Consider the following 24,638-nt stretch of genomic DNA (forward strand, 5'->3'; position numbering starts at 1 on the left):
AGTGCGGGGCGCCTGGTGAGAGGTGCTGCCGGACGAGGGTTGCAGAACGGGAGGAGGCGCCGGCGTCCCGCCGTGGTGCGAAGGTGCCGCCCGCCCCCTCCCAGCCCTTGCTTCACCTATCGAGATTCGATAGATTACCATCGTATCTCGATGGAAGGTTGGGTCATGGGAAAGCTGACCGTGCGCGCGCTGCGCGCCGTGCTCGTAGTGGTGCTCACCGGCACGGTGCTCGTACAGGCATTGATGGTGTGGGCGCTGGTCAGCGGGAATGACCCGGAGGACGGGTCGCTCCCGCTGACCCCACTGCGCGTGATCACGATCCTGGGCATCGGCGCGGCGCAGGTCGCCCTGGTCTGTGTATGGAGACTGGTGACGATGGTGCGACGCGGAACCGTGTTCTCCCACGCCGCCTTCCGGTACGTGGACGTCATCATCGGCGCGATCGTTGCGGCTGCTCTCGTGTGGTTCGCAGTCGCGGCCCTGAATGCGCCCGGCCAGCGGGACGACCCGGGCGTCACCCTCATCATGGGCGGGATCGGCCTGGCCATCCTGGGAGTCGCGCTCATCGTGCTCGTGCTGCGGATGCTGCTCGCCCAGGCCGTCGCGCGCGACGTCGAAGCGGCGCAGATGCAGGCCGAGTTGGACGAGGTGATCTGATGCCGATCGCCGTCGACATCGACGTGATGCTGGCCAGGCGGAAGATGTCCGTGGGCGAACTCGCGGACCGCGTAGGGATCACACCCGCCAACCTGGCGGTACTCAAGAACGGCCGCGCCAAGGCGGTGCGCTTTGCGACGCTCGCCGCGCTGTGCGAGGTGCTCGAGTGCCAGCCGGGCGACCTGCTTCGCTGGGAGGCCGAGGACGCCGCGGGCGAATGAACCATGCCTGCCGACGGCGCCCGACTCCGCGAACATCCCAGGGTCGCATCCGAGGAGATCCCGAGTCCGCTGGAGCGTTTGACCGAGCCGTCCGACCCTCGCGATCGACGCGTTGGACCGGGCGGTGGGCCACCAACGACTTGGTCCCCGATTGAGGTTTTGGCGTGCTGGCCTGGCGGGTCGGCTGGTGGTTGATCAGCAGGCGGCCTGCCGGGCGAGCACGAACTCGGTGCTCGGCTTGCGGCGGGTCGGTCGGCGAGCCGAACGGTCCGAAACCAATGAAGCGATGGCCTGGTGGGTCGCGACGCAGTCCTCGCGTGGGCCGGTGTAGCGCTGGAGCGGGCACCACTGCCGCAATTCGGCGTTGGCGTGCTCGACGCAGATCCGCTGCGAGGACTGCCGTCGGCGCATCTCCCGCCAGGCGTACTGCTCGCCGAGCGGCGCGTCGCCCTTCGGCTTCGTCGGAGGGGCGCTGATTTGGTCAGGGAACTCGTTGGCCAGCCCCCGGTAGCCCTCGTCGACCATCCGCCCGGGCCGCACCCGACCACGGCCTTGGCCGTCGCTGACGGTGGTGGTCTTGACGGTGTTCTGCTTCTTCTTGCCGGAGACGAAGGCCCGCCGTCCGGGCCCGTTTGTCTTCGGGCGGCGAACCTGGGTCTCGGCGCCGTCGATGCGCAACCGCATCCCCGCGGTCCCGGCGTAGGCGAACACGTCCGCCAGGGTCCCAAGTCCCCGCCGGAGTGGTCGGGGATTGCGAAGCCTCGCATAGCCGGCAACGGGCGGATCTCCCCGCTGGCGCGGGAGATCGTGGAGCGGGCGATGCCGTACAGCTCGGCGAGCGCGGCGTGCGGAAGCCCGGTGCGTAGGTGGACCAGGGCGACGAGCAGCCGGTCGGTGAAGACCAGTTCGTCCTTCGGGCCGGCACCGGCCTCCCGCTGCCGCTCGGCACCGCGCCGCTCACGAAGCTCCGACTCGCGCCGGGCGAGCCACAGACCCGCCAACAGCAAACGCAGCCGGCGAAGCACCGGCCCCAACATCAGGGCCTCAGCAGTCCGCCCACCCACCAGTCGTGCGGCTTGCCATCGTTGGCGATGCTGCGATTGCGCAGTGTCCCTTCGACGGTGAAGCCGAGTTTCTCGGCGACTGCACGCGAGCCGGAGTTCCCGAACATGGCCCACCACTCGATGCGGTGCACGTCGAGCGTGGCCCAGCCCCAGTCGCACAGGGCCCGAGCGGCCTCAACCGAGTACCCGCGTCCACGCTGCTCCTTGACCGCCCAGTAGCCGAGCTCCCAGACGCCGCGGCTGACGAGGGTCAGGCAGTACGAGCCGACCAGGGCACCGGTGTCCTTGCGGAACGCGCCGAGGGTGTAGTCCTTGTCCTCGGCCCACTGGGCGGGCAGCTTCTCGCCGACGAGCTTCTCCGCGTCCGCACGCCGGTACGGCACCGGCACCGGGGTGTAGAACTGGATGTCTTCGTCCTGGCAGGCTTCGTACACCGCATCCACGTCGGCGGGTGTGAAGGCCCGCAGCAGCAGACGGTCGGTCTCGAGAGTCACTGGATCCATCGCGGCAGTATGACCACCATCAACAACCGGCGACCAGCGAATATCGTGACCTGCTCGCCCAGGGCCCGGAGCTTCCCAAGGGGGCGTTCACCGCCTACCGGTACCTGGTACCCCTTGTCGGCGACGCAGATCGTCTCCGCTTCCACGACGGGGCCGCGCACCGAGATCGAAGAAGCCTGCCGTGGAGCGGCAGCGACAGGGTGGGTTGTGCTGATGGAGTTGGCTTCCTACCTCGAACTGGACCGATGAGTGGGTGAGTTATTGGTCATCAGCGGCTGGTTCTGGGGCGTGGGGCTCGAATTCGATGTAGTCGAGAGGGTCCTCGTCGCGACGTCCGAGCGAGGGTAGGCCCTCGGTCGCGAACCGGCCGTGCAGCCACTCCAGCAGGGTTTTGGTGAGGTCAGTATGGAGCGGTGGGCCTTGGTCGGCATGGCGCGGTAGAACAATCAATGGCCAGTCGTCCGGCGTGGCGCCTTCGGTCAGCCAGCACAGTTGGTCGCCGTCGATGGAGTCGGCGAAGGGCAGGAACCCCCTGGGCTCGGGATAGACGGCCAGCGGGTGATACTCAGGGAACTCGGCTCGCTGCCCCTGGTAGGTCTCCGCGTACCACTCGGCCCACGGTGCGAGCGCGTACTGGTCCTCGTCGAAGGGGATGTTGAAGCGCAGCCAGCCGCACCAGGAGCCGGCCCCGTACCGCTCCATCAGTCGTACGTACTCGCCGGGCAGACGAGTGCCCAGCCGTTTGTATAGCCAGTCCCAGTCGTGCTTACCGAGCACGGGAATCCCTGGCGGCGGGACGAGCGTGATCAGAGTTTCCAGCCCGCTGCCTGTCGTGAGCGCCGCCCGCTGCTGAGCGGTTGGTTCCGGTCGCCTGGGCGGCGGTGTCCACGGGGTGTCGTCCAGGTCGGTTTGCATACCGCTTCGGGCGGCCACCGGGTGCATGCCGTCGGCCACGAGCTGGGCCAGCGTCGGCACGAGCGAGGTCCCGAAGCGCCGCCAGGGGTCGCGGCCCGCGTTCTCGTCGTCCTGACAGTGCATGACGACCGGCCACTCGTCGGGATCGTCGGATGCTGTGGTGTCCCAATAGAGGGTGTCGGCGGTACGGGTGGCGCCGAAGGGAAGGACACCGGGGGCGTTACGCCGAGTCTGCTGGACCCAGGCTCCATAGTCGAACCAACCGCGGTTGACGCAGGGCACGTGAAGCCAGAGCCGGGCGCCAATGTCGAGTGGGCCGTACGCGGCGGCGATGGCCTTGTAGTCGGCGGGAAGGCTCGTCCCCAACCAGGACTCGACTGCCGCCCAGTCGACAGGGACGGCGAAGTCAGCCGCCGGATCGCCGAAGATCTCGGCGAAGGCGTTGACGTGCGGGTCTGAAGCATTCACGGGTCGGTAGACCTTTACCGGGAGCGAACGGATGTTGACCGGGAGGGCGGGGAAGCACGTGACCACCCTCCAACCTTCCTCAAGGACAGGGTGGTTGGGCTGACAATGTAGTCAAGCCCCTGGTAGATGGGTTTTCGACCAAGAGAACCGTCTCCACCAGAGGCTTCGCATGCTTGTCTACCCGTCGGGTGTCGACGTGTCCAGTTCTGCCCCGCCGTTGCTTTCCACCCGTATGCGGCAGCGCCGTCGCGCGATCAGCTCCCGCCGGCGGCGTCTGAGCGCTGGCCGCCAGGCCCTGCCCAAAGGTGCTCTGGCAACGGGTGTGCTCCCGCCGTGAGCACGGCCGCGAATGCAAAACGTTTCGATCTTCGTCGAAATGATGGACGCTTCCGGACGCCTCGGCAAATGATTTCTCTTCAGGTAGACCCGAAGCGCGCAAGAGCGCGGAACGGCGCACTACGGATCGGCATGAACACTCGCAACCATGGGACGGGTTGTCACAAAACGTGGGGAGAATCTTATGACCGAGTGGATATTGGCATTCGACGCCGACTGCCGATTCTGCGAAGAGGTGGTGGATCGGGTTCGTGTGTCCGTCGACGGCACGTTGACCACCGCGGGCCTCACGGAACCCCGTATTCGCGACGTGCGCACGCGTGCCCTGGGGGACGGGGCCGCATGGGCCCCGACTCTCCTGGCGGTCGACGGGGAGCAGGTGCGGGCCTGGACCGGAACCGCGCTGTCCCTCCGCCTGGCGCGGCTGTTGGGCCCGGCGGACTCGCTGCGGGTGGTGCGTGCGCTCCGCGAACTCGATGCGCTGCGGCCCCCGAGCCGTCGAGGAATCCTCAAGGCCGTGCCGGGGCTGGCCCTGGGAACGTTCCTGGTCACCGGTGGCCTGGCGGCTTCGCCCGCGCAGGCCGTGACCCGCGCCAGGGGCAGCAAGGCGTCGCGATGGGTGAAGGCCAACCTCGGCCGGTTGCCCTCCGGCTACTCCGAGTTCGCCTCCTACCCCGCGGACTACCGGCGCGCCATATACGGCGCACTGTCCGCGTCGGCTCGGAGTGATCTGTGGGTGGCGCACTTCGCGAACTACCGGAAGACACACTCCGGTCTGTCGGCCGAGCAGTCCGCCGTCCTGGACGACGCGACGCGGCTGGCACCGCAGATCATCGCGGGGCGCAAGCAGGGAGCAGTCGTCGAAGGGCTGGAGACGGCGGCTGTGGCGGCGTTCGGCGAGAGCGGGGCGCGGGCGATCCTCATGACGCTGGGCCCTGCCGACACGCAAGGGGCGGCGCCCCGGAGCGATCAGAGCGCCCAGGTCATGGACTGCAATTCCCAGTGCGCGGGGACCGGAAGCTGCGACATGGTGTGCTACGCCTCACCGTGGTGGTGCAACTGGACCGATTACGGCTGCGGTCCACTGTGGCTGGGACCGTGCAGCGGGGTCTGCGCCCCCTGAAGCCACCCTCCTGCTCGGAGTGCGCGTCTTCCTGTGAGCGGCTGGGGTGCTTGAGGTTGGTGGCGAAGGCGGTCCTGGCGGCGGTTGATACGAGGAGGCGGGAGAGGAGCGAGATTGGCCTCGCGCCATTCCGACGACGGGACTTGCCTGTGTCGACGGGACTTGCCTGTGTCTGTGTCCAGGGTCCTGCTGGCTGCACGGAAAGAAAACACTCTCCAGGTGAGCCGGCTATCGGGTCATGCCCGCGTGTCCGCGTCGAGAGCGGTGGCACGTGGCTCGTGTCAGGCCAGGAACTCGGCGAGTGGGAAGGAGCGATGGCGACGTGGTGGCACCAGATAGTTCTGCCGGTGAGTCGTGTGCAGGACCGAGTTGATGCCGGCGTGGGGGCTGCGCGGTGCGACGGGGAGTGTCCTCTTGGGATAGTGGCCGTCCATCGAGAGCCGAACGAGATTGAAGATCGCCGTCGTCGGCTGGAACTGAATGAAGTGCAACCCGGCCGCCGGCTTCTTGCTGTAGTGGTCCGCCGTCGGATCGGACGTGTAGTGGAACGGATTGTCCAGCGTGTCGAAATCGCCGCGTACGGGGATGGTCGTCCCCGTGGGGTAAGCCTTCCCGTAATGGCTGGTCTTCGGCGATGTGGTGCTGTCCACCTCCGACATGCTCCCGGTGTGGCCGTACCCGCGGTACCGCTGGACCCCTTGCGCCACTTCGGCCTGACTTTGACCTGGCGGTTGGAGGGCAAGCGTGCCCGGCGAGGGCGCGGGTGAGAGGCCGGGATGGAGCATCGCCTGGACGCGATCCGCGTACTGAGGGAAGTTCTTTTCGTACCAGGTCACCAGATCTTGGAACAGATGCGAGAGATGCATGGTGGTCCCCTGTTTGAAGTAACCGTTGGGCCACTGATCGGTGAGGCCGGGCAGGGTCTCCAGATTGGCGATGACGCCAGGACCCATATTTGAATCCAGGGTGGTGGCGAAGCCCAGGAAGCCCTGCGCCTCCCGAGGAATCGACTTCGCACCGGGGATATCAGCTGCCAGCGCCAGCTTGCTCGGCAGACCCTGTTGCCCGTAGAAACCGCCCCCGGAGAAGCCCTGGCGGATACTCGTCACCTTGAACAAGCTGCCCGCCCGGCTGCTTCCGGACCCGAAGAGAGCGTTGCTGGCTTCCTTGATATTGGCGAGCGAGTCACTGCGGATCAGCACGGCTACGTCATTCTGTTCCAGGCGGACCGGCCCGAAGCCGGGCGGGGACTGGTCGCTCGGGAACGTCCTGGCCTCCTGCAGCGCATACACGGTACGACCCTCCGTCTTGGAGGTCGTCAAATCGACCGGCAGATACGCCGGATAGGACGTTCCCGCCCTGAAGTATCCCGACGTCTTGCCCAGGGTCGGAATGTAGTGATGGAAATAGGGAAGCCCCCAGGCCACCGTGGTGGCCACCCCTGTGGGAGTGGGCGGAAACTCGCGCTCCAGATCCAAGAGGACGGACTCGAGGTGGTGCTGTGCCTCCTGCAACGCCTTGGAATTCTCCGACACATTCAGCTTTGCGGTAACGACATGATCGTGCAGGGCCGGTACCCGTACCGCAATCTTGCCATTCTTGCTCTTCACGCCCGAGCCATCGACCATGACCACTTGCTCGTTCTGCAGGATATATTGTTCCTGGACGGGCGCGCTGTCGACGGCGGGTCGGTACGGTGGTTTTGCAATGGTGTCGATCAACTCATAGATGCCGGCGGACGCCAGAGCGGCGCCGAAGGTGCCCGCCGTCCCTTGAATAAGGCGTCGCCTGCTCAGGTTCCCGCGCGATCGTCCCGCCCGCGAATTCTCGTCGCCATCTTTCATGAACGTATTCACCCTCTGTGGATTGGATATACGCCACCATCGGCCATCACCCCGGCATCGAGGTCCGAGGTGCGACCTTCTCGAATGGCCGTGATCGGCCTTCCCGAAAAGGTGAGGACCAGGTGAGTGCGCTGTCGCTGAGGACCGGCGCCCGATTGGCCTGCTACCACGTCTCCCCCATAAGGGTCTGCTCGAGATACGGGAGCTCACAGCGCCGATACGACCTTGCGCACGCGCCGTCGGCCAGCCGATGACGGCGGGCAAATTGCCATCGCCATCACCTTCGCTGTCACGACATAACCACACGCGGCCCGGGGCATCGAAGCCAACACGCGGCCCGGCGGGGCTCAGGACCTGTCGACTGGCGTAACTTTCCGGACGCGCGTCCCGGCGACAGGGTCCTCGGCCGGGCGCGTTCCGCGCCTCACAGCCGTGGAGGCTCCCCGACAAGCGGCCGGCCCGGTCCTCGCACCTGCGCGGACCGGGCCGGCCGTCTCTCTCCACCCCCGGGTGCTTCGTCAGCCCTGGCGGGCCTTGAAACGCGGGTTCTTCTTGTTGACGACGAAGGTCACACCACGCCGGCGGACCACCTGGGCGCCGGGCTTCGACTTCATCGAGCGCAGGGAATTACGTACCTTCACGGCTCTGCTCTCCTTCTGCTGGGCAAGGGGGGCCGCGGTCAGTGCCGCGGCGAGGTCGCGCGGCCGTAGCGGCGCTCGAAGCGCTCCACCCGACCGGCGGTGTCCACGACCCGCGAGTTCCCGGTGTGGAACGGATGGCTGGCCGACGAGATCTCGACATCGATCAGCGGGTAGGTGTTGCCGTCCTCCCACTCGATCGTCCTCGACGAGCGCGCCGTCGAACGCGTCAGAAACGCGACGTCCGCGGCCCGGTCACGGAAGACGACCGGCCTGGATTCGGGATGAATACGGGGCCTCATGCGTGTTCCCTCCTTGCCACTGCCCACCCGGCCACGCCGGGGTCGATTCAGCGTTCCTCCCGGAACGGAACGTGCTCACCCGCCACCCGGTCGTACTTCCGCAGGACGAGGCGGTCGGGGTCGCTGAGACGGTTCTTGCGCGTCACGTAGGTGACGCCGGTCCCGGCCGTCGACCTCAGCGTGACGACGGGACGCGCACTGCTGCGTGCCATGAAGTCCTCCTTCCGCCCGCACCGCGAGGATCTTGACTCGCGCATGCCAGCTACGAGTGGTGTAACAGCGACCCCCCTCATCGCATTCCCGCCGTGACGGGCGCACCTGGAGCCGGTCCCGGTCAGGCGAAACGGGCGCTGGGAACCGGGCCCGTCGAGGTCAGCCGGGCCCGGTCGCCCCGGAGCCAGGAGCCGTGGACCGCCGCGACGAAGTCGGTGAAGGCTCCGAGCGGGTCCGCGGGTGTTTCGCCGTCGCCCTCCGCCGGCGACGGATCGGCTCCCACGATCTCCGCGGCGATCAGTTCCACCGGCCGGTCGTCGGCCGGCCCGCGCTCCACGTCTCCGTCGTCCCCTTGGCGCAGCTGCCCGCTCCAGGGAGCCACGACCGACTGGTGCAGCAGCGTGACACTGTCGGCGGTGATCACCGGGACGTCGGTCCAGTTGCTCGCGTGTTCGTGCAGCACCTGTCCCGGCGCGCGGTCGAAGAGCTGCCCCAGGATCTCGGGGCCCCCGTCGGCCTCGGCCAGCCCGTTCAGGTCGTACGCGACCACCACGGTGTCCTCCCGGCCGGGGGCGAAGGGCTCCGTGGAAAGGCCCAGCACCTCGGCGGCGGCCAGGCCGAGGATCCGGCTGTCGCGGTCGGGCAGGAGCGACACCGACCGGGGGCGCAGCTCGGCGGCGTCCAGCAGCGCCCGCAGCCGCCGCAGGCCCTCCAGGCACTGGCCGTAGGAGTCCTGCAGCCACGCGTACCGGCCGGTCATCCCGGCGCCGAAGCCGAACGGCGAGAGCGTGCCGAGGACCGTGCCGCCCATCACGAACTGCCATCCGCGCAGATCGGTCAGGTCGAGCGGGCTCACGGGCTCCGCGCTCGCGGCCCGCTCCAGCATCCGGCCCTGCCGGTCACGCGTGGGCACCCACTGCGGGTCCGTCGGGTCCGGGAGCAGCGCGTGCTGACGCCTCGCCAGCGGGAGGTCACCCGCCATGATCGCGTTGTAGACGAGAAGGTAGCGGTCCGGCCAGTGCGCGAAGGCGTTCTCGTGTCGTGTCAGCACCTCCACGGCCTCGCCGTGCCGGCCCTCGCGTTCGTAAGCGGACACGAGCTCACGCATCACCATCAGCGCGCCCGGGTTCCCGAGCAGCGCCGCACGCAGGGCGGGTATCGCGAGGGCGGAGAGCCCGCGTTCGACGCAGGCGTACCCGAAGTCGTAGAGCGCCTGTCCCTTCCCGGGATCGGCGGCAAGCGCCGCGGCGGCCTTCCGGAGGTCGTCGAAGCCGGCCATTCCCGCGGCCCGGCCGACCACGAGGGCCGTCTCCGCGAGGGGCAGGGTCTCCGCGCCCGGCTTCACCAGCCGCAGGGCGCCGGGTATGTCTCCGGCGTCCAGGCACTCCCAGGCCTTCAACAGGTCGGCGGACTTCGGACGGCGGTTCTTGCGAGAAAACATGCGGGAGATCATCTCCGGGCAGGCCGGCTGCTCTCAACACCTTTGTTCCGACACCCTTGGGCCGCAGGGTTCCGGGACGCCCGGTGCGGCGGTCATCGGGGCCCTGCCTCGCGGACCTGTTCACCCTGCGCCGTGTGGCGGCCCCGGCCTTCGGTCCCTTCATGAGTGTCAACCCCGTTCTCGCCGGACTGGTCGGGTGGCTCGTACTCGGCCAGGGGCTGGGGTGTCCGGAGTGGGCCGGCATCGGGGCCGTCGTCGCCGCCAACGCGCTCAGCGTCCTCGTGTCGCGGGGCTGACCGGGGGCGGCCGTCTCCACGGCAGCCCCCTCGGGCGGGCGTGCGGCGTGCGTCGGTTCGCGGCGGTACACCGCACCGTCACCGCCCTCCCGTGAGGCCGTGACAGTCGCCCGCCTGGGGCTCGCGGCCGTCCTCCGCGAACCCTCCGGATGACATCCGAGCGGACCGACGGTAAACGCCAGACCGCGCCACCCCTTCCAAAGAATAGAAATATCTACCAGCATGAACACGCCGGGTCGACGCCCGGGTGCGGGCCCGCATCCGAACGTCCCTCCGCACCTGCTCGAACAGCCTGTGAGGACACGGGAGTTGGTCATGCCGGATGCAGCGTGGAGACAAGCTGTCGAGTGGCTCGCGGCGGCGGCCTCGGACCCGCGTGCCTGCAAGCGGCAGTGGGATCAGGAGCCCGGGACCGCGCTGATGGAGGCCGGCCGTTTCTGGGACGTCCTCAGCGTTCCCGAGCAACTCGGCCTGCTCGCCCTGGACATCCTGTGGCAGGACCCCCTGCACGCGCCGGGCCCGACCCTGGTGGACACCGCGGTCCGCCGCGTGGGCTTCTTCCTGGCGCCGGACCCCGAAAGCCGCTGGGTCGGATCCGGTATCCGTTACGCCGGCAAGGGATCGTGGGTCGCCGTCCCCCCGCCCTATCGCTCCGCACGGTTCCTGGAGTGGCTCATCCCGCCGGACGGAACCGGTGAGCTTCATTCCGCCGCGTCCCTGGAACTGGCCCTGCAGCAGGCCAACGGAACCCTCGCCGTTCTGGCACCCTCGCAGGAGTGCTGAGACACCGGCGGAACAGCGGGGGTCAGCCGCCCGGGAGGCCGCGCGGTACGGGGACGGCGGGCACCTGTTCGCCCTCTTCCAGCTCCTTCACCGGGGCCTGCTCCGTCGGGGTGCTCGGCGGCTGGGGCGGCGGTCCCACCGGCCGACGGTCCGCCCGGGAGCCGGCCGGCCGCAGTTCGCTCTCCAACGGCTTGGGGGCGGAGAAGGAGGCCCACAGCACCTCGAAGACCTCGCGGCGCTCCGGGACCGTTCGGCCCTTCGCCCGCCATTCCGCGACCAGTTGGGCGTAGATCGGCGGGTGCGCCTGGTGGCCGGCCGCCGGCTCGGCCTGGGGCCGGCCCGCGAAGTCCTCCTCCGGACGGCGTCGGCGGGCCGTATGTGTGCTGTCCATGACGGAGCAACGGCTGCGCGTGCGCCGGTGGTACGCGCCCGTGCGGCCGCTCACCGGGTCGGGTGAGGGCGCCGCCCGTTCGGAGTCATGCCCCGGTAGCACAGTAGGACAACCGTCTTCCCGCATCGCCGGGGCGCGGTCCCGACGGCCGAGACACCGTCCACCCCCGCCGCCCCGCCGGAACGGCGTCCGTACCGGCGGGACGCTACGTGACCGGCGGGGTGGTGCGTGCGCCGCCCCATCGGTGGGACTCGGCCGTAGTGCCCCCGGTCCCACCGGTACGGCTCCGCCGTACAGACCGCGTCGTATCGGTAAGACCCGGCCGTACAGCCCGGTCCCACCGACACGACCCCGCCGTACGACCCGGCGGCCCTACAGCCCCGGTCCCGTCGTCCGTCCGCCTCAGTTCCGGGCGCCGGACACCACGGCCTCCGCCTCCGTGCTCGGCAGGTCGGCGACGGCGCGGGCGCCGGGCATACGGCCCGTCCGCCGGGCCGGCACGAGGAGGGCGGCCAGCGCGGCGCCGAGGCAGAGCAGCGCGAGCAGGCTGAACCCGTGGGTGTAGCCGGAACCGTAGGGCAGGCCCGAGGGCTGGAGACGGCCGGTCACCAGGACGCTGGTCACGGCCGCGCCGATCGATCCGCCGATGGTACGGATGTTGGCGTTCATACCGGTCGCGGCGCCGGTCTGCTCGGCCGGGACGCTGCCGACGATCAGGTTGGCCATCGAGGCGAAGGCCAGTCCGATGCCGAGGCCGAAGACACCCGCGGCGAAGGCCACCTGCCACTGCTGATCGTGCCACGCGGCGAGGAAGCCGCAGGCCACGGCGCCGAGTGCGGCACCGGTCGTGAGCAGTCGCTTGGCGCCCAGCACCGGCTCCAGCCGGCCGCTCAGCACGCCCGAGCAGAACATCGCGATCAGCATCGGCAGCATGAGCAGTCCGGCCCCGGTGACGCTGGCCCCGAAGCCGTAGCCCGCGGAGCGGGGGGTCTGCACGAAGCCGGGGAGGAAGGACCAGATCGCGTACATGCCGGCGCCGAACAGGAGGGCGGCGGCGTTGGTGGTCCACACCGCGGGCAGCCGCATGACGTTCAGGTCGATGAGCGGGCTGCTGGAGCGGGCCTCGGCGTACAGCCACAGGGCGAAGAGCACCGCGGCGGCGACGAACAGGCCGATCACCCGGTCCGATCCCCAGCCCCAGTGGGTCGCCTGGCTCAGCGGCAGCAGCAGGGCCACCAGCCAGCCCGAGAGCAGTACGGCGCCGAGCCAGCTGACGCGCCCCTCGGCACGCTTCGGGGACTCGGGAACACAGCGCAGCGCGATCATCGTGGTCACCGCGACCACGCCGACCGGCAGCCAGAACAGCCATTTGTAGTCGAGGGCCGACACGATGGGGCCGGCCGCCACCAGGCCGACGCCGCCGCCCGCCGCGATCACGGCGGACAGGTTGCTGATGCTCGGGCCGACCTCGACCGCGGCGAACTCGTCCCGGATGATGCCGAAGGACAGCGGGAACAGCGCCCCGCCTATGCCCTGGACGACCCGGGCGACGATCAGTACGCCGATGGTGGGCGCGAGTGCGGCGAGCAGACAGCCGAGTGTCACGGTCACGAGGACGGCGACGAGGGTGCGCTTCTTGCCGACGAGGTCCCCGACCCGGCCGAGGATCGGGGTGAAGACCGACGCGGACAGCAGGTACGCCGTCATCACCCAGGTCACGGTGGACTGCGAGGTGTGCATGGCGTGCTGGACGGTCGGCAGGGCCGGCGCGATCAGCGACTGGAGCATGGAGAACACCCCCGCGCCGGTCGCGAGGACCGCGAAGGTGAGGCGGGTGGACTTCCTGGGCATGGAAAAGCCTCTCGGAACAGGATGCGGCCGGGGTCATCCGGCCGTGGTCGTACGACAGGGCGGGCCGACGGGCGGCCGTGAGCGTGGGGCGACCGCAAGGAGCGGTCGCCGGGGCCAGGGGAGGACGGGCGGCGCGGGCGGCACAGGGCCCGCTGCCCGTCAGCAGGAGGGGGCACGGGCACGTCGTCGTTGCGTGCGGCCGCACGCAACGACGGGAACGTAGCCCCGACTGCTAAAGTGGAGGTATACCTCCACTGTACCGGAGGCTCACCTCCGGTTCAACCTCTTCGCTGCCGGGAGGCACTCGTGACGGCCCAGCCGCTCTCCATCAGCGGGATCGTGGCGTCCCAGCGTCCGCACCGGAAGGACGCCGCACGCAACTACGACGCCCTGCTGGCCGCCGCGCGTGAGGCGTTCACGGAGAACGGCGCGGAGGCGTCCCTGGAGGACATCGCCCGTCGTGCGGGCGTCGGGATCGGCACGCTCTACCGGAACTTCCCCACCCGCCGCCACCTCTTCGAGAGCGTCTACGCGGACGAGGTGGACGCCCTGTGCCGGGTGGCGCAGGACGTCGCCGCCCAGGAACCCTGGGCGGCGCTGACCTCGTGGCTGCGCCGGTTCGTGGACTACACCGTGACCAAACGGGCCATCCGTGAGGCTCTCAACAACGAGTCGGAGATCTTCCTGGCCTGCCGGGACTCGATGTACCAGGCGGGCGGACCGCTGTTCGAGCGAGCCCAGAAGGCTGGCGAGGCCCGCACGGACATGGACTTCGACGACCTCCTGCGCATGGTCGCCGGGATCACCTCGACGAACTTCCTCGACGACGCCCAGCGCGACCGCGTCCTCACCGTCGCCCTCGACGGCGTCCGCGCCCCGCACTGACGCGGACGACAGGTCCGTTCACCCGGCCCCGCGCCCGGCCCGCACCCGGCTGCTGAACCTCTACGGCCCCAGCGGCGACGCGGCCTCCGCCGAGGACCGCCGCCGTCTCCTTCACCGCGACGGACAAGGCACCGCCCGCCACGCTCCCTCCTACCCTCCAGTAATATCTCGCGGAAGCCCCAGGAGGAGGAACCGTGCCACGGTCGGAACGCTCAGCCCTGTTGCTCGCCGGTCTGCTGGCGACCGCGGGGGTCGGTCACTTCGTGACGCCCAAGCAGTTCGACGCGACCATTCCCCGCGCTCTGCCGGGATCACCCCGCACCTGGACGTATGTGAGCGGGGCCGCCGAACTGGCCCTGGCCGCCGGGGTGGCGCTGCCCCGTACACGACGTACCGCCGCGCTCGCCACGGCCGCGTTCTTCGTCGGGGTGTTCCCCGCCAATGTGCAGATGGCCGTGGACTGGCGTCACCGTCCCGCGCCGCTCAAGGCCGCGGCCCTCGCCCGGCTTCCGTTGCAGGTACCGCTGGTGCTGTGGGCACGCGGCGTCGCCAGGAGTGGGGAGGGCCGGTCATGACCCGTGCGGTCGAAGTGGGCGACAAGGTGGAGGACTTCGTCCTCCCGGACGAGACGGGCACGGGCCGGCGCTTGTCCGAACTCCTCGGCGAGGGACCGGTGGTGGTGTTCTTCTATCCCGCCGCCCTCACGGCGGGCTGCACCGCCGAGGCATGCCACTTCCGCGACCTGGCCGCCGAGTTCGCCGCCGCCGGCGCGCGGCCGGTGGGCATCAGCGGTGACACCGTCGACCGGCAGCAGGAGTTCGCCGGGCGCAACGGTCTGGGCTTCCCGCTGCTGTCCGATGTGGACGGGACGGTCCGCGAACAGTTCGGCGTCAAGCGCGGCTTCTCGCTGGCCCCCACCAAGCGAGTCACCTTCGTCATCGGCCGGGACCGCACCGTCCTGGAGGTCGTCCGCAGCGAGCTGCGCATGAGCGCCCACGCCGACCGGGCCCTCGCCGCGCTGCGCGCCGACAAGGGCTGAGCCGCGCGCGGGCGCCCCGCTTCAGGGGCCGTTCGCGCCGGCCCGTCCGGATGGGGTCAGCACCGGGCCGAGGCAGGCAGGCCCGCGTGGTCGTCTCCCTGGAGGAACACGACGTTGACGAACCCGGGACCGACGTCCTGGTCGCCCAGGAGGTGGATCCAGACGCCGCTCGACTGCCCGTTGCCGGCCACGACGTCGCTGATGAGCCAGCAGTCGGCGCGGTACGACTGGCCGACTCGCAGCGAGCCCCGGCGCGGGTACGAGAGACTGGGACCGGCGTAGACGTACGTGGTCGTCCGGGCTGTGACCGTGTACGTGTCGGAGGCAGTGGTCCTGTTGGCCCCGGCCCGCACCGCCGGGGCGGCCGAGGCGGCCGGGGCGGTCAGCAGTCCGAGGACGAGAGCGGCACCGGCGACGGCGGCGCGGGTCGTGAGTCGACTGGTCGGCATGCGGGTCTCCCGGCTCAGCACTCGGCGGAGGCGGGCAGGTTGGCGTACTGGTCGCCCTTGAAGTAGACCGCGCTGCTGTAGCCGTCGGCGAACCCGATCCAGATGTCGTTCGTGTACCCGTGGTCCGTGACGGTCTGGCCGTGCGTCCAGCAGTACGCCTGGTAGGACCGGCCCGCCGTCAGGGTGGCCAGATAGGCGCTGTCCTTGGTCGGCAGCTGGCGGACGTTGACGTTCTCGTACGGTACGACGGTGTACGACTGCTCGGCGGGCGCGGCCTGCGCGGCGGCGGCCAGGCCCGCCGGGGCGAGGAAGGCGAGTGTCGCGGCGCAGGTGGCGACGGCGGCCGGGATACGGCGCATGAGAGGTTCCCCCTGTGGGTGGTGGTTCGTTGTCGAACACCGCCACAGTGGGCGCCGCGGCCATCGGGCGGCAACGGCTTTCCACCCTGGTCGAAGTGACCGCGCGGACACCGGACATGGAGCCCGGGTGTACTGCCGTCGACCCCTCGGTGGTCGGCGGACGTCCATCCTGTCGGTGTCCGTGATCTTGCTCCCTGGGCGGCCGCCGCAGTGGTTACGCTCCCGAGCGGATGGATTCGATGGGGCTGGGTTGCCACCCCGCGACGGGGACGGCTCACCGTGCGTAGACAGCGGCAGACGTCGGGCGGCAACGGCGGTGCGGGCGACCGCGATGCGGGCGACCGCGGCCGGGCGCCGATCGGTGCGGACCCGTCCGCCCGGAGCGGCGGCGTGGCCCCGGCGCCGCAACCGCTGTCCGCGACGACGGCTCCCGGTATGACTCCCCAGGCCCTGCTGGCCCTGCAGAGGACCGCGGGGAACGCCGCGACGGCGCGCGCACTGCGCGGGCGGTCCCCGGCGGTCGAAGGCCTGGCCGGATCCGGGCTTCCTCCGCGTCCCGGGCTCGCCGTCCCGGCCACGGTCGAGGAGCTGCCGGAGAGCGGAGCCGCCGCCAAGCTGCCCACGGTGCTGCCCGCCCTCCGTGAGGAGGACGAGACCGGGGACGGGACGGAGACCACTCCCCCGCGCCCCACCGCGAGACGTTCGGGCCGGCCGGGCCGTCGGCGGCCGGGACCCCCGCCACCCGGCGCCGCCCCGGCCGCGACCCATGCGCCCCTCGGACTGCCCCCGTATCTGCGGGAGTTACGGGCTCCGGGCCTCTCCACCGCGTACCGGCTGACCGGGCACGAGTTCGTCTCCACCACCCTCGGCACGGTCGTCGGACGCTCCGACGGCACGGTGGCCGAGATCCGCCAGGAACTGGCCGGGCGCCCCGAGACGTTCTACGGACAGGGACGCTCCTTCACCGTCGAGGGACCGGAGGGAAAGGGGCGGTACGACGTCACCGTCACCGTCTCCCGGGACAGCGCCGACCTGCCCGAGAACTTCGTCTCCCCCGAGGCGGCGAAGGCGCAGGTCGCCGCCGCCGAACGGGCCAGGGCCATGGCCGCCCTCCTGGCCAGGGCGGAGAGCGCCGGAACGACGGGCAAGGGCAAGGCGCGGGCCGGCGACCACGACGGCGACGACAGCTCCGCTCCCCGCACGGAGGCCGGCCCCCGGCAGGCGGCGCAGGCCGCGCGCGTGGCCGAGGGTGCCGGCGTCAAGGTGGACACCCAGCACAACACGTCGGGTGCGGTGAGCCACAGTTCGGGCCGCTCGGCCGGCAAGGGTGTCAACTTCATGGCGTTCGGACTGGCGCCGGTGGTTCCCGGTGTATGGCTCGGCGGGGCGGTGATGGCGAACGCGCAGCCGTTCCTGTCCTCCACGGACACCCGGGTGCAGAAGGCCGTGTCCGAACCGCGCGTGCTGCGCAGCGACAAGGGGTCGGTCGAGATACCGCGGCGGGTGCGCTACGGCGTACGGATCAAGCGACAGGGTGAGCCCGCGCAGACCTTCGGCGGCGGCGGGACGCTGGTGATGCGGGTGCCCACCGAACACCTGGTACCCGTGACCGCCGAAGCGCCCGCACCGGCCCGACTGCGGTCCCTGGACGCCCCGTTGGCGAACCGTGTGCGGCTCGCGGACTCCCTGGCCCCGATCGCGCTGGACGACGCCGCGACTCCGGAACCGGGCGGCGGCGGGCTGTTCGACACCGTCCGCTCCGTGCTGCATCCCTCCCTGACCTCACCGGGTGCGCCCGGGCGGGCCCGGCTGCACGACGCCACCTCCACCACCACGGTGCTGGAGGATCTGCCGCGGCTGCTGGGCGGCTGGGTGATGGGCGAGGACCTGGTGGCCAAGGACGGCAGCGCCACGGGCAGTTACCGGATGCGCGCCGACCTCACCGGCCTGGCGCCCTCGTGGACGATCGGCGGGACGCAGCTGCGCACGCACCAACAGGCGCAGCACTCGGTGTCCCACTCGGCGGGCAAGGGGCGCGGAGGCACCTTCGGCGCGGGCCCGGCGGCGGGGTTCGGAGTCCTCGGGGGCGCCGCCGCGGTACGTGGGACGGTCATGCCCACGGCCGGGGCCCGCAAGGCGCGGTTCACGGTGGCCGAACAGACCGTGTCGAGCCGTCAGGGGGCCGAGGTCAGGGGCGACAAGGTGCTCTACTTCGGCCGGGTGCGGTTCCGTGTCGAGGGCACCGGACCGCTCTCGTCCGCGATGAGGGTGCGCTCGGGAGCACGGACCGCGCACCACTCGATGGACGTGTGGATCGGTCTCCGGGCCGACGAGGCACAGGCGCTCGGTCTCGCGCTGCCCGACGGTGTCACGGCGGGCCCGATGGTCGCCGCGCCCGCCGGTACGGACACCGGGAAGAAGAAAAGGGCCGGGGACACCGGGATGCCCGGGCACACGGCGGAGGCCGGCAGCTCGCGCACGGGTCGGGACACCGAACGCCATCTGCCCTTCGGGGCCATGGGATCGAGCGTCACCATCAGCCAACTCGACACCGGGCCACTGCTGTCCGGCATCGAGCGGCTCTTCGCCGCCGATCCGCGCCTCGCGGGCTGTCTGCCCTCGTTCGGACCGGGGCCCGCGGCGGAGGTGAGCCGCGAGGAGGCCGAGGTCCAGCGCCGAAACTACCGCGAGCTCGTCACCGTACTGTCGGAGACCAACCTGCGCGTGAACAACGACCAGTTGCTCTCCTCCGGGATCCGCGTGCGGATGCGGCGCAAGAGCCGGTGGCACGCGCACGACGTACAGATCCGCGTCGTCGGCGCGCTGCGCGAGACGGGACATCTGGGGGACACCAAGGACTGGCTGGTGCGCAGTCATTCCGGTGTCACCAGCAATTCCCAGAGCGGGCGCTCCAGTTCGCGCTCGGTCGGCGGACTCGCGCTGGGCCAGTTCCGGCTCGCCCCCGGAGGGCTGTCCGCCTCGGTTCGCGGCGAACGGACCCGGCAGAGCTCCCGGCGCAACCAGGCGGGCCCGACGACCCGCACCGACGTGCTGACCAACGGCGGCGGGAACACCAGTTCCTTCGGGGGCGCGCTGCGCCTCGACGTCGATGTCACCATGACCACCCGCGAGCGGACCGCCCGGCGCGCCCTCACCCCCGGTGCGCCTGGCCGGGACGCGCCCGAGGCCGAACACATCGCGTCGAGCGCGGACACGGAGGCCCTGGCGACGGCGGAGCAGGACGTCCGCCTGCTCACCCCGACCGCGTTCACCCTGGACACCGCGGCGAAGGACCGGCTGACGGCCCGTACCAGGACCCGTACGGCCGGACCGGGGGCGCCGCAGCGGCAGTTCAGCGCGTCCGGCATCGGCGACCTGTCCACGATGACGCCCCGGTCGATCACGGGCCGTGCGGTCCGGGACTGGACCCTGGTGGAGACCGTGGGCGACGGCGGCCCGGTCCGGGACCTCGCCTTCCAGCTGCTGTCGCAGGCCGCGGCCCGTGGCCGCGAGTCGCGCGCGGACCGGGCGCTGCAGACGGAGGGTCTCGCGCCGCGGCTGGCGATCGAGGAACGCTTCAGCCCCCAGGCCGTCACCTCGGCGCTGCGCCAGGCGGTCTCCTCCGGCTGGGTGGTGAAGAACCTGCGCCACCCGCGCAGGCTCGCGGCGCTCGACGGCGCGGTGGGTACCCGGCTCGCTCTCGTCAACCCGGAGGTCGTGGCGCAGGGCACCGGACCGGGAACCGAGACGTTCGTGCTCGGCGGGCACCAGGCCACCGGACAGGAGGGCCGCGCCACCACGACCACGGTGCAGGGAGGTCTCCTCGGGGCGGAGAACGGCGCCGAGTGGCGGATCGGCGAGGGGCTGTCGGCCGGCCGGAGCCTGGGCGAGAGCGGCTCCGCGGCGACGACGCTGAGCGGCAGCGTCGAGCGCAATGCCCACACTCCGCGCAGCCGTCCCCTCTACCTGGTCCACTGCGACCTGGTGGTCCGGATGGTCGCCGAGGTCAAGGTCACGGGCGGCGGACCGTACGTGGCGAAGGGCGAACGGACCCTGCCCGCCGCGGCGGCGCTCTGGCTCACCGGGGAACAGGTGCGGGCCGCGGGCCTGCGCCTGCCCGGGACCGCCGGGAGGAATCCCCCGCCCGCGGTGGGCTCGTCCGGCTCCAAGGGCGCAGCGGAGACCTCCGCCCGTGACACGCGGACCGAGCGCGAGGACAGGACCGGCGCGGAGCAGGCCGGCTCGTCGCGGACCGAGGACCGGGCGAGCGGATCGACGACCGCGGCGCCGGCCGCGCCCACCCTGGCCCAGGAGTTGCCGCTCGGTTTCGGCATGATCGAGGAACTGCCCGACTTCGTCCCCCTGCTCGAACGGCTGCGGACCGACGTCGGGCGCCGTGACCGCGGCCTCGCGGACGCGTTGCTCCCCCGGCAGCAACTGGCCGATCCGAACGACAACATGCAGCGGCTGCTGCGCGTCCTGGACCGGGACGGGTCCGCCGGGCTGCTCTCCGGGGCCATGGACGGCGGTGTACCCGTCGAGCTGTTCCGCGGTCGCGGGACGCCGTACTGGGCCGTGTTCCGCGTACGCCGCACCCGGCCCGGCACGATCGAGGGCGAGGCGTCCGACGGCCGCGACATGGAGTACATCACCTCGGCCGCCGCGCAGCGGGCGCACAGCGCCGAGACCGGCGACACACGCACACTCGAGGGCGTCGTGGCCGGGGCGGGCAAACCGGAGGGCGGCGGTGGCCCGCTCAGGAGCGTCGGCGCGTCCGGCGGGCTCGGCGTCGGAGTCTCGGACGTGACCAGGTCCGCCGCCGTCGGGCGGGGTCAGCTGGGCGTGAAGACCGTCGCGGAGGCCTCCGCCCGATCGGTCAGGATGCGCGTGCCGATCGAGGCGACCCTCGAACTGCACTCGTCCCGGGGCCGGGTGGGACTGGCCACGCTCGGCGGCCGGTCCCTGGTCCACCGCGTACTGGCGCACGACCTCGAAGCACTGTCCCGGTTGCGGCCGGTGCCGCGCGCCGAGGCGGGACAGGCGTTCCTGCGGCCGGACGACGCCTCGGCGGGCCGGTTGGGGCCCTGGCACGCCCGCGGGGTGAGCCTGCCGATGGAGGCGCAGGTCAACGGGTTCCGCGGGGCGCCCGAGATCCGGCGGGTGATCGACGACACGGTGCGGGCGGCGCACGGCGGTGAGCGCTATCGCCGGACGGGCGACGCGGCGGCGTACACCCAGCGCGAGGCGGTCTCCACCGAGTGGCTGATCTCCGCCCTGCCGCTGCTGACGGCGGCCGGGGCCGACCTGCCCGTCGTCCACGCCTCCGGCGTACGCGGGCAGGATCTGCGCACCTCGTTGCACGCCAGGCTGCGCGACGGGCGGGTACTGGGCGTCGGCGACAAGATGACCTTCGAGACGGTGGCGCAGAGCACCCTGGACGCGCCCCGGCCCACCGGCACGGACCACCAGCAGGCGGCGGAGCACGGCACGTCGGTACGGGGGCTGGGCGGCGCGGGGGTATTGAACGCGGACGAGTTCCGGATGAACCAGTTCCTCGGCCACGCAGACCGGGCGGGCGGCGCCACCGACGCGGCCGCCCACGGGTCCGGCTCGATGCCGCTGCACAAGCCGAAGGCCGAGTCGACGCTCGTGCAGTTCACCCTGGACGTGCGGGTGGTGGCCCGGGTGAGCGGCCGGGGGCGGTCCGGCGCCGCGTTCGTCGCCGTACGGGACCTCACGCTCCCCGTCCCGGTGGTGGTGCGGATGCCGGCACCCTTGGTGCGCCACATGCTTCGGGACCCGTCCCGGCCCGGCAGGCTCCACGACCCGGACGGGCGGCTCGCCTCCTCCTGACCCGCGTCGCCCGCACTGCCGAAGGGGCGCGGCCCGTACAGCCCGGCCCAGGACGCGAGCCCCGCCTCAGGCGCCCGGTAGCTCCACCGGTTCACCCGCGTCCGGTGTCCGTCCTCCGATCACGGCGTTGAGTTCCGCCCTGCGGCGGATGCCGAGCTTGCGGTAGGCACTGGTCAGATGGGTCTCGACGGTACGCCGGGCCAGGTGCAGGAGCTCCGCGATCTCGACGTTCGTGCGACCGCCGGCCGCGAGCGCGGCGATCCGGCGTTCGCTGCCGGTCAGCGCCTCCCATCCGGTGAGCGCCGTCGTCGTGCCGCGGGAGCGGCCTTCCGGCAGGGCCTCCTCGGCCCGCACCCGCAGGCGCACCGCGCCCAGCCGTTCGGCGCGTTCGGCCGCCTCGCGCAGCGCGTCACGGGCCCGCGCGCGGTCCCCCGCCGCGACGAACTGGCGCCCCTGCGCGATCAGGGCGGGAATCAGCTCGGTCTCCGCGGGCGCGTCCCGCAGCATGCGTACGGCGCGGTCGGCGAGTTCGAGACCACGGCGGCCTCCGGTGGCCGTGCCCAGTCCGGACAGGGCCCGGCCCACCAGCCGGGGAGTGTCCCAGACCTGGGCGAGCCGCAGCTCCTCCCGGGCCAGGGCGAGGGCGTCCTGCGGTGCGCCGAGCGCGGTACGGCACGCGGCGGCGGCAGTGCGCCAGGGCGTGACGACGGGGCTCACCACGTCCCGTGCCGTCTGCCGGCGCCCGCACTCCAGGAAGTCGTCGAGGGCGCCCGCCGGATCACCCGTCGCCGACCGCAGCACGCCTCGCGCGTACAGGAACCGGTTGAGTTCCCAGGAGTCGCCGGCGTCCTGGAGATCGAAGCTGTCGGCGAGCCGGGACGCCTCCTGGGCGCGACCCGTCTCGACGAGCGCGATCAGGGCGTGCGCGTGCGCGTTGACCGGATCCCGACGGGCCCTCTCGCCGGGCCGCCGGACCTCAGGGTCGACGAGCAGGTCCGGGTAGCGCCCGCGGACGGCGGCGATGTCCGCCCGTACGTTGAGCAGTGCCTCGTGCATCGGATGCAGCAGCGAGGGCCGCTGCCGGGCGAGCCCCTGGCGCACCAGCCTCTCGGCCTCCTCCAGTTCGTCGGCCCACTGTGCGACGGCGGCCGCCGTACCGAGCAGGAAGGGCTCCGCGAGCGCGTCGACCGGTTCGTCGAGCAGGGCGCGGATCCGTTCCATGGCCGTGGCGGCGGAGATCAGACCGGCCGTCGCGTCGTAGCGCACCAGCAGTGCCCGGCCGGCTGTGCCGACCAGATCCGGGGACCGTTCGGCGGCGCCGTACAGCCAGCGGTAGGCCTCCTCGCGGATTCCCTGGTCGTGGTCGGACAGGAGCGCGGAGGCGGTCTGCAGCAGCCTCACCAGGTCCGGGTGGTCAGCCAGTTGCTCGTCCAGGGCGCGCAGCACGTCCATCGCCGCACGCGCCTTGCCGCGCCGTGCCAGTACGGTGCCGAGCGCCACCGCCGCCCGTACCCGGTCCTGCGGCATGCCCGGCAGCCGGGTCGCCTCGGTCAGCCGCGGTATCCCGGCCGACGAGCGGGAGACGGCGAACTCGAGGGAGCCCAGCTCGGTGAGCGCCATGGTGCGGCGGGCCGGCGTGAGCGGTTCGTCGAGCACCCGGCGCAGGAACGCCACGGCGTCGTCGGGTCTGGCGTCGCGCACCGCCAGATCGGCGGCGTCCAGCAGCGCTGTCGCGGCCCAGGCCGCCCCGACGACCGGTGCCCGCAGGAGCTGTCGGGCGACCGTTTCGGCGCGATCGCCGCGGCGCAGCATCACCTCGGCCGCCGTACGGTGGGCGGTCTGCCGCCGGGCGCTGGGCCAGCCGCTCAGCACCGCGTCCTGTAAGAGGGGGTGGGCGTAGCCCGGTCGTCCCCCGGGGCCCGGGCGCAGTACGCCGAGGCGGGTCATGGCGGTGAGCCAGCCGGGTACCCGGGCGGGGTCCGCGTCCGCCATCCGGGCGAGCAGTTCGGCCGCCTCCTGGGGGTGTTCGTCCTCCAGCGCGTCGTCGTCGAGCATCGCGAGGGCGCGGGCCACCCCCGCCGTCGCCGGTCCGGCGCTGTCCAGCCACCAGGTCACGGCGGCCGGATACGCGCCCGGGTACAGCGCCGCACAGGTCTCGGGCAGGGTCGTGCGCCGGGCGCCGTCCGGCTCCCGCGCGCGGAGGTCGTCGAGCAGGGCGCGCAGCAGCAGGGGGCTGCCCGCGCCGGCCCGTACGCAGTCGTCCACCCAGCCGGGCGGGGCGGCGGCGAACTCCGAACGCACCAGCTGCGCGGCGGCGTCGGCACTCAGCGGGGCGACGGTGTGGGTACGGACGAGGGTGGGCGAGAGCGCGTGCGCGAGGCCCGCCGGGGGCGGGTCGAGGTCGTACTGGCTGCGCTCGGTGACAACCAGCAGGACGGGGAGCCGGTCGATCCGGCGGGCGGCCTCGACGAACCAGCGGCGTGAGGACTCGTCGGCGCAGTGGACGTCGTCCACGGCGACCAGCAGGGGCGAGCGCACGGCGTACGCGCGCAGTTGGTCCCACAGGTGTTCCGCGCGGGTCCACCGGTGCGGGGTGTCGGCGGGGTCCGGACAGGGCTTGACCCCGCTCTCGAACTCGGCTCCGGACGCGAGCAGTTGCCGGACCGGGGCGAAGGCGGCGGTGTCCCCGTCGGGCGAGCAGCGGGCGCGCAGTACCCGGGTGCCGCGTGCCGCCGCCTGTCCGGCGACGGCCTCCAGGAGGGCGGTGCGCCCCGTTCCGGTTGCGCCTCTGAGCAGCACCAGGCGGCCGGATCCGGCACGGGCACGGTCCGCCTCGGCGGCCACCAGTTCCAGGGCCTCCCGGCGTTCCCGCAGCGTTTCGAGTTCGCCACCCATCGCTGCCTCCTGTCGTGAAATTTTCATGATCGATCTCGTGGTACGTCTCGTGGTCCTCCACGATTGCGCGAGGCACACCAGGCGCAGAAGTCTGGGACAAGCCCTTCGGTCA

The 24,638-nt window shown here is 71.6% G+C and carries 21 protein-coding genes and 3 pseudogenes; 10 read left to right on the top strand and 14 right to left on the bottom strand.

What is annotated here, in order from left to right; translation table 11 throughout:
• Positions 1–165: 165 nt before the first annotated feature.
• Entirely contained in the window at positions 166–657 is a 492-nt protein-coding gene (locus OHB41_RS44940) for a DUF2975 domain-containing protein (protein WP_266707333.1), read from the top strand.
• Positions 657–878 (top strand): helix-turn-helix domain-containing protein, encoded by a 222-nt coding sequence (locus OHB41_RS44945; RefSeq protein WP_062039671.1) that lies wholly within the window; start codon positions 657–659, stop codon positions 876–878. Before OHB41_RS44940 ends, OHB41_RS44945 begins: the two co-directional genes overlap by 1 nt.
• A 195-nt stretch (positions 879–1,073) precedes the next feature.
• Here the strand turns inward: OHB41_RS44945 and OHB41_RS44950 are convergent, their stop codons facing one another.
• The 4 genes and pseudogenes from OHB41_RS44950 to OHB41_RS44965 form a co-directional block, all read right to left on the bottom strand.
• Positions 1,074–1,589 (bottom strand): hypothetical protein, encoded by a 516-nt coding sequence (locus OHB41_RS44950; RefSeq protein WP_266707337.1) that lies wholly within the window; start codon positions 1,587–1,589, stop codon positions 1,074–1,076.
• Between the two features lie 110 nt (positions 1,590–1,699).
• Positions 1,700–1,915, bottom strand: a pseudogene (locus tag OHB41_RS44955) (transposase family protein); the annotation flags it as partial.
• A complete protein-coding gene (locus OHB41_RS44960) occupies positions 1,915–2,445 on the bottom strand; it encodes a GNAT family N-acetyltransferase (protein ID WP_266707339.1) in 531 nt (176 codons plus the stop codon). The pseudogene OHB41_RS44955 and the gene OHB41_RS44960, both read right to left, overlap by 1 nt.
• Positions 2,446–2,703: 258 nt before the next feature.
• Positions 2,704–3,828, bottom strand: coding sequence for an SMI1/KNR4 family protein (locus tag OHB41_RS44965; protein WP_266707341.1), 1,125 nt, complete (start codon positions 3,826–3,828; stop codon positions 2,704–2,706).
• A gap of 169 nt (positions 3,829–3,997) precedes the next feature.
• On the opposite strand from OHB41_RS44965, the pseudogene OHB41_RS44970 reads away from it, so the two are divergent.
• Both OHB41_RS44970 and OHB41_RS44975 read left to right on the top strand, forming a co-directional pair.
• A pseudogene (locus OHB41_RS44970) lies at positions 3,998–4,126 on the top strand (IS5/IS1182 family transposase); the annotation flags it as partial.
• Positions 4,127–4,474: 348 nt separating this feature from the next.
• The gene (locus OHB41_RS44975) at positions 4,475–5,287 is read left to right on the top strand and encodes a bacteriocin fulvocin C-related protein (protein ID WP_266707343.1); all 813 of its coding nucleotides are present in this window, start codon (positions 4,475–4,477) and stop codon (positions 5,285–5,287) included.
• 281 nt (positions 5,288–5,568) lie between these two features.
• On the opposite strand, the gene OHB41_RS44980 is transcribed toward OHB41_RS44975, so the two are convergent.
• The 5 genes from OHB41_RS44980 to OHB41_RS45000 all read right to left on the bottom strand — a co-directional run bounded on the left by OHB41_RS44980 (position 5,569) and on the right by OHB41_RS45000 (position 9,725).
• Positions 5,569–7,143 (bottom strand): DUF7405 family protein, encoded by a 1,575-nt coding sequence (locus OHB41_RS44980; protein ID WP_266707345.1) that lies wholly within the window; start codon positions 7,141–7,143, stop codon positions 5,569–5,571.
• A 506-nt stretch (positions 7,144–7,649) separates the two neighbouring features.
• Positions 7,650–7,772, bottom strand: a complete 123-nt coding sequence (gene ykgO / locus OHB41_RS44985) for a type B 50S ribosomal protein L36 (RefSeq protein WP_148014371.1) — start codon at positions 7,770–7,772, stop codon at positions 7,650–7,652.
• 38 nt (positions 7,773–7,810) lie between these two features.
• The gene (locus tag OHB41_RS44990) at positions 7,811–8,071 is read right to left on the bottom strand and encodes a type B 50S ribosomal protein L31 (protein ID WP_266707348.1); all 261 of its coding nucleotides are present in this window, start codon (positions 8,069–8,071) and stop codon (positions 7,811–7,813) included.
• A gap of 47 nt (positions 8,072–8,118) precedes the next feature.
• Positions 8,119–8,283 (bottom strand): 50S ribosomal protein L33, encoded by a 165-nt coding sequence (gene rpmG / locus OHB41_RS44995; RefSeq protein WP_153286939.1) that lies wholly within the window; start codon positions 8,281–8,283, stop codon positions 8,119–8,121.
• Positions 8,284–8,405: 122 nt separating this feature from the next.
• Positions 8,406–9,725 (bottom strand): hypothetical protein, encoded by a 1,320-nt coding sequence (locus OHB41_RS45000; protein ID WP_266707351.1) that lies wholly within the window; start codon positions 9,723–9,725, stop codon positions 8,406–8,408.
• Positions 9,726–9,823: 98 nt separating this feature from the next.
• On the opposite strand from OHB41_RS45000, the pseudogene OHB41_RS45005 reads away from it, so the two are divergent.
• Both OHB41_RS45005 and OHB41_RS45010 read left to right on the top strand, forming a co-directional pair.
• Positions 9,824–10,021 (top strand): annotated as a pseudogene (locus OHB41_RS45005) (EamA family transporter); the annotation flags it as partial.
• A gap of 315 nt (positions 10,022–10,336) precedes the next feature.
• Positions 10,337–10,804, top strand: a complete 468-nt coding sequence (locus OHB41_RS45010) for a hypothetical protein (RefSeq protein WP_266707353.1) — start codon at positions 10,337–10,339, stop codon at positions 10,802–10,804.
• A 22-nt stretch (positions 10,805–10,826) separates the two neighbouring features.
• On the opposite strand, the gene OHB41_RS45015 is transcribed toward OHB41_RS45010, so the two are convergent.
• Both OHB41_RS45015 and OHB41_RS45020 read right to left on the bottom strand, forming a co-directional pair.
• Positions 10,827–11,195 carry a hypothetical protein gene (locus OHB41_RS45015; protein ID WP_266707355.1) on the bottom strand — a complete coding sequence of 123 codons (369 nt, stop codon included), beginning with the start codon at positions 11,193–11,195 and terminating at the stop codon, positions 10,827–10,829.
• Positions 11,196–11,597: 402 nt separating this feature from the next.
• Complete coding sequence (locus OHB41_RS45020) at positions 11,598–13,046, bottom strand: MFS transporter (protein WP_266707357.1); 1,449 nt, start codon at positions 13,044–13,046, stop codon at positions 11,598–11,600.
• Positions 13,047–13,352: 306 nt separating this feature from the next.
• On the opposite strand from OHB41_RS45020, the gene OHB41_RS45025 reads away from it, so the two are divergent.
• The 3 genes from OHB41_RS45025 to OHB41_RS45035 all read left to right on the top strand — a co-directional run bounded on the left by OHB41_RS45025 (position 13,353) and on the right by OHB41_RS45035 (position 14,970).
• Complete coding sequence (locus OHB41_RS45025) at positions 13,353–13,931, top strand: TetR/AcrR family transcriptional regulator (protein ID WP_266707359.1); 579 nt, start codon at positions 13,353–13,355, stop codon at positions 13,929–13,931.
• A gap of 194 nt (positions 13,932–14,125) precedes the next feature.
• Positions 14,126–14,506: a DoxX-related protein gene (locus OHB41_RS45030; protein WP_266707361.1), complete on the top strand. Its 381-nt coding sequence runs from the start codon at positions 14,126–14,128 to the stop codon at positions 14,504–14,506.
• On the top strand, positions 14,503–14,970 hold the full coding sequence (locus tag OHB41_RS45035; protein WP_266707363.1) for a peroxiredoxin: 468 nt from the start codon (positions 14,503–14,505) through the stop codon (positions 14,968–14,970). Before OHB41_RS45030 ends, OHB41_RS45035 begins: the two co-directional genes overlap by 4 nt.
• A gap of 56 nt (positions 14,971–15,026) precedes the next feature.
• On the opposite strand, the gene OHB41_RS45040 is transcribed toward OHB41_RS45035, so the two are convergent.
• A complete protein-coding gene (locus OHB41_RS45040) occupies positions 15,027–15,419 on the bottom strand; it encodes a hypothetical protein (protein ID WP_266707365.1) in 393 nt (130 codons plus the stop codon).
• A 14-nt stretch (positions 15,420–15,433) separates the two neighbouring features.
• Positions 15,434–15,778 (bottom strand): SH3 domain-containing protein, encoded by a 345-nt coding sequence (locus tag OHB41_RS45045; protein WP_266707367.1) that lies wholly within the window; start codon positions 15,776–15,778, stop codon positions 15,434–15,436.
• 279 nt (positions 15,779–16,057) lie between these two features.
• Between OHB41_RS45045 and OHB41_RS45050 the strand changes: the two genes are divergently transcribed.
• On the top strand, positions 16,058–21,631 hold the full coding sequence (locus OHB41_RS45050) for a hypothetical protein (protein WP_266707369.1): 5,574 nt from the start codon (positions 16,058–16,060) through the stop codon (positions 21,629–21,631).
• A gap of 66 nt (positions 21,632–21,697) precedes the next feature.
• Here the strand turns inward: OHB41_RS45050 and OHB41_RS45055 are convergent, their stop codons facing one another.
• Positions 21,698–24,526 (bottom strand): AAA family ATPase, encoded by a 2,829-nt coding sequence (locus tag OHB41_RS45055; RefSeq protein ID WP_266707371.1) that lies wholly within the window; start codon positions 24,524–24,526, stop codon positions 21,698–21,700.
• Between the last annotated feature and the right edge of the window lie 112 nt (positions 24,527–24,638).

The sequence above is a fragment of the Streptomyces sp. NBC_01571 genome (assembly GCF_026339875.1).
GTDB lineage: Bacteria > Actinomycetota > Actinomycetes > Streptomycetales > Streptomycetaceae > Streptomyces.

What these genes read in the sequence shown, in the direction of transcription:
- OHB41_RS44940 (WP_266707333.1), top strand. Translation starts at nt 166, where the DNA reads ATGGGAAAGCTGACCGTGCGCGCGCTGCGCGCCGTGCTCGTAGTGGTG.
- OHB41_RS44945 (WP_062039671.1), top strand. Translation starts at nt 657, where the DNA reads ATGCCGATCGCCGTCGACATCGACGTGATGCTGGCCAGGCGGAAGATG.
- OHB41_RS44960 (WP_266707339.1), bottom strand. Translation starts at nt 2,445, where the DNA reads ATGGATCCAGTGACTCTCGAGACCGACCGTCTGCTGCTGCGGGCCTTC.
- OHB41_RS44990 (WP_266707348.1), bottom strand. Translation starts at nt 8,071, where the DNA reads ATGAGGCCCCGTATTCATCCCGAATCCAGGCCGGTCGTCTTCCGTGAC.
- rpmG (WP_153286939.1), bottom strand. Translation starts at nt 8,283, where the DNA reads ATGGCACGCAGCAGTGCGCGTCCCGTCGTCACGCTGAGGTCGACGGCC.
- OHB41_RS45000 (WP_266707351.1), bottom strand. Translation starts at nt 9,725, where the DNA reads ATGTTTTCTCGCAAGAACCGCCGTCCGAAGTCCGCCGACCTGTTGAAG.
- OHB41_RS45010 (WP_266707353.1), top strand. Translation starts at nt 10,337, where the DNA reads ATGCCGGATGCAGCGTGGAGACAAGCTGTCGAGTGGCTCGCGGCGGCG.
- OHB41_RS45015 (WP_266707355.1), bottom strand. Translation starts at nt 11,195, where the DNA reads ATGGACAGCACACATACGGCCCGCCGACGCCGTCCGGAGGAGGACTTC.
- OHB41_RS45020 (WP_266707357.1), bottom strand. Translation starts at nt 13,046, where the DNA reads ATGCCCAGGAAGTCCACCCGCCTCACCTTCGCGGTCCTCGCGACCGGC.
- OHB41_RS45035 (WP_266707363.1), top strand. Translation starts at nt 14,503, where the DNA reads ATGACCCGTGCGGTCGAAGTGGGCGACAAGGTGGAGGACTTCGTCCTC.
- OHB41_RS45040 (WP_266707365.1), bottom strand. Translation starts at nt 15,419, where the DNA reads ATGCCGACCAGTCGACTCACGACCCGCGCCGCCGTCGCCGGTGCCGCT.
- OHB41_RS45045 (WP_266707367.1), bottom strand. Translation starts at nt 15,778, where the DNA reads ATGCGCCGTATCCCGGCCGCCGTCGCCACCTGCGCCGCGACACTCGCC.
- OHB41_RS45055 (WP_266707371.1), bottom strand. Translation starts at nt 24,526, where the DNA reads ATGGGTGGCGAACTCGAAACGCTGCGGGAACGCCGGGAGGCCCTGGAA.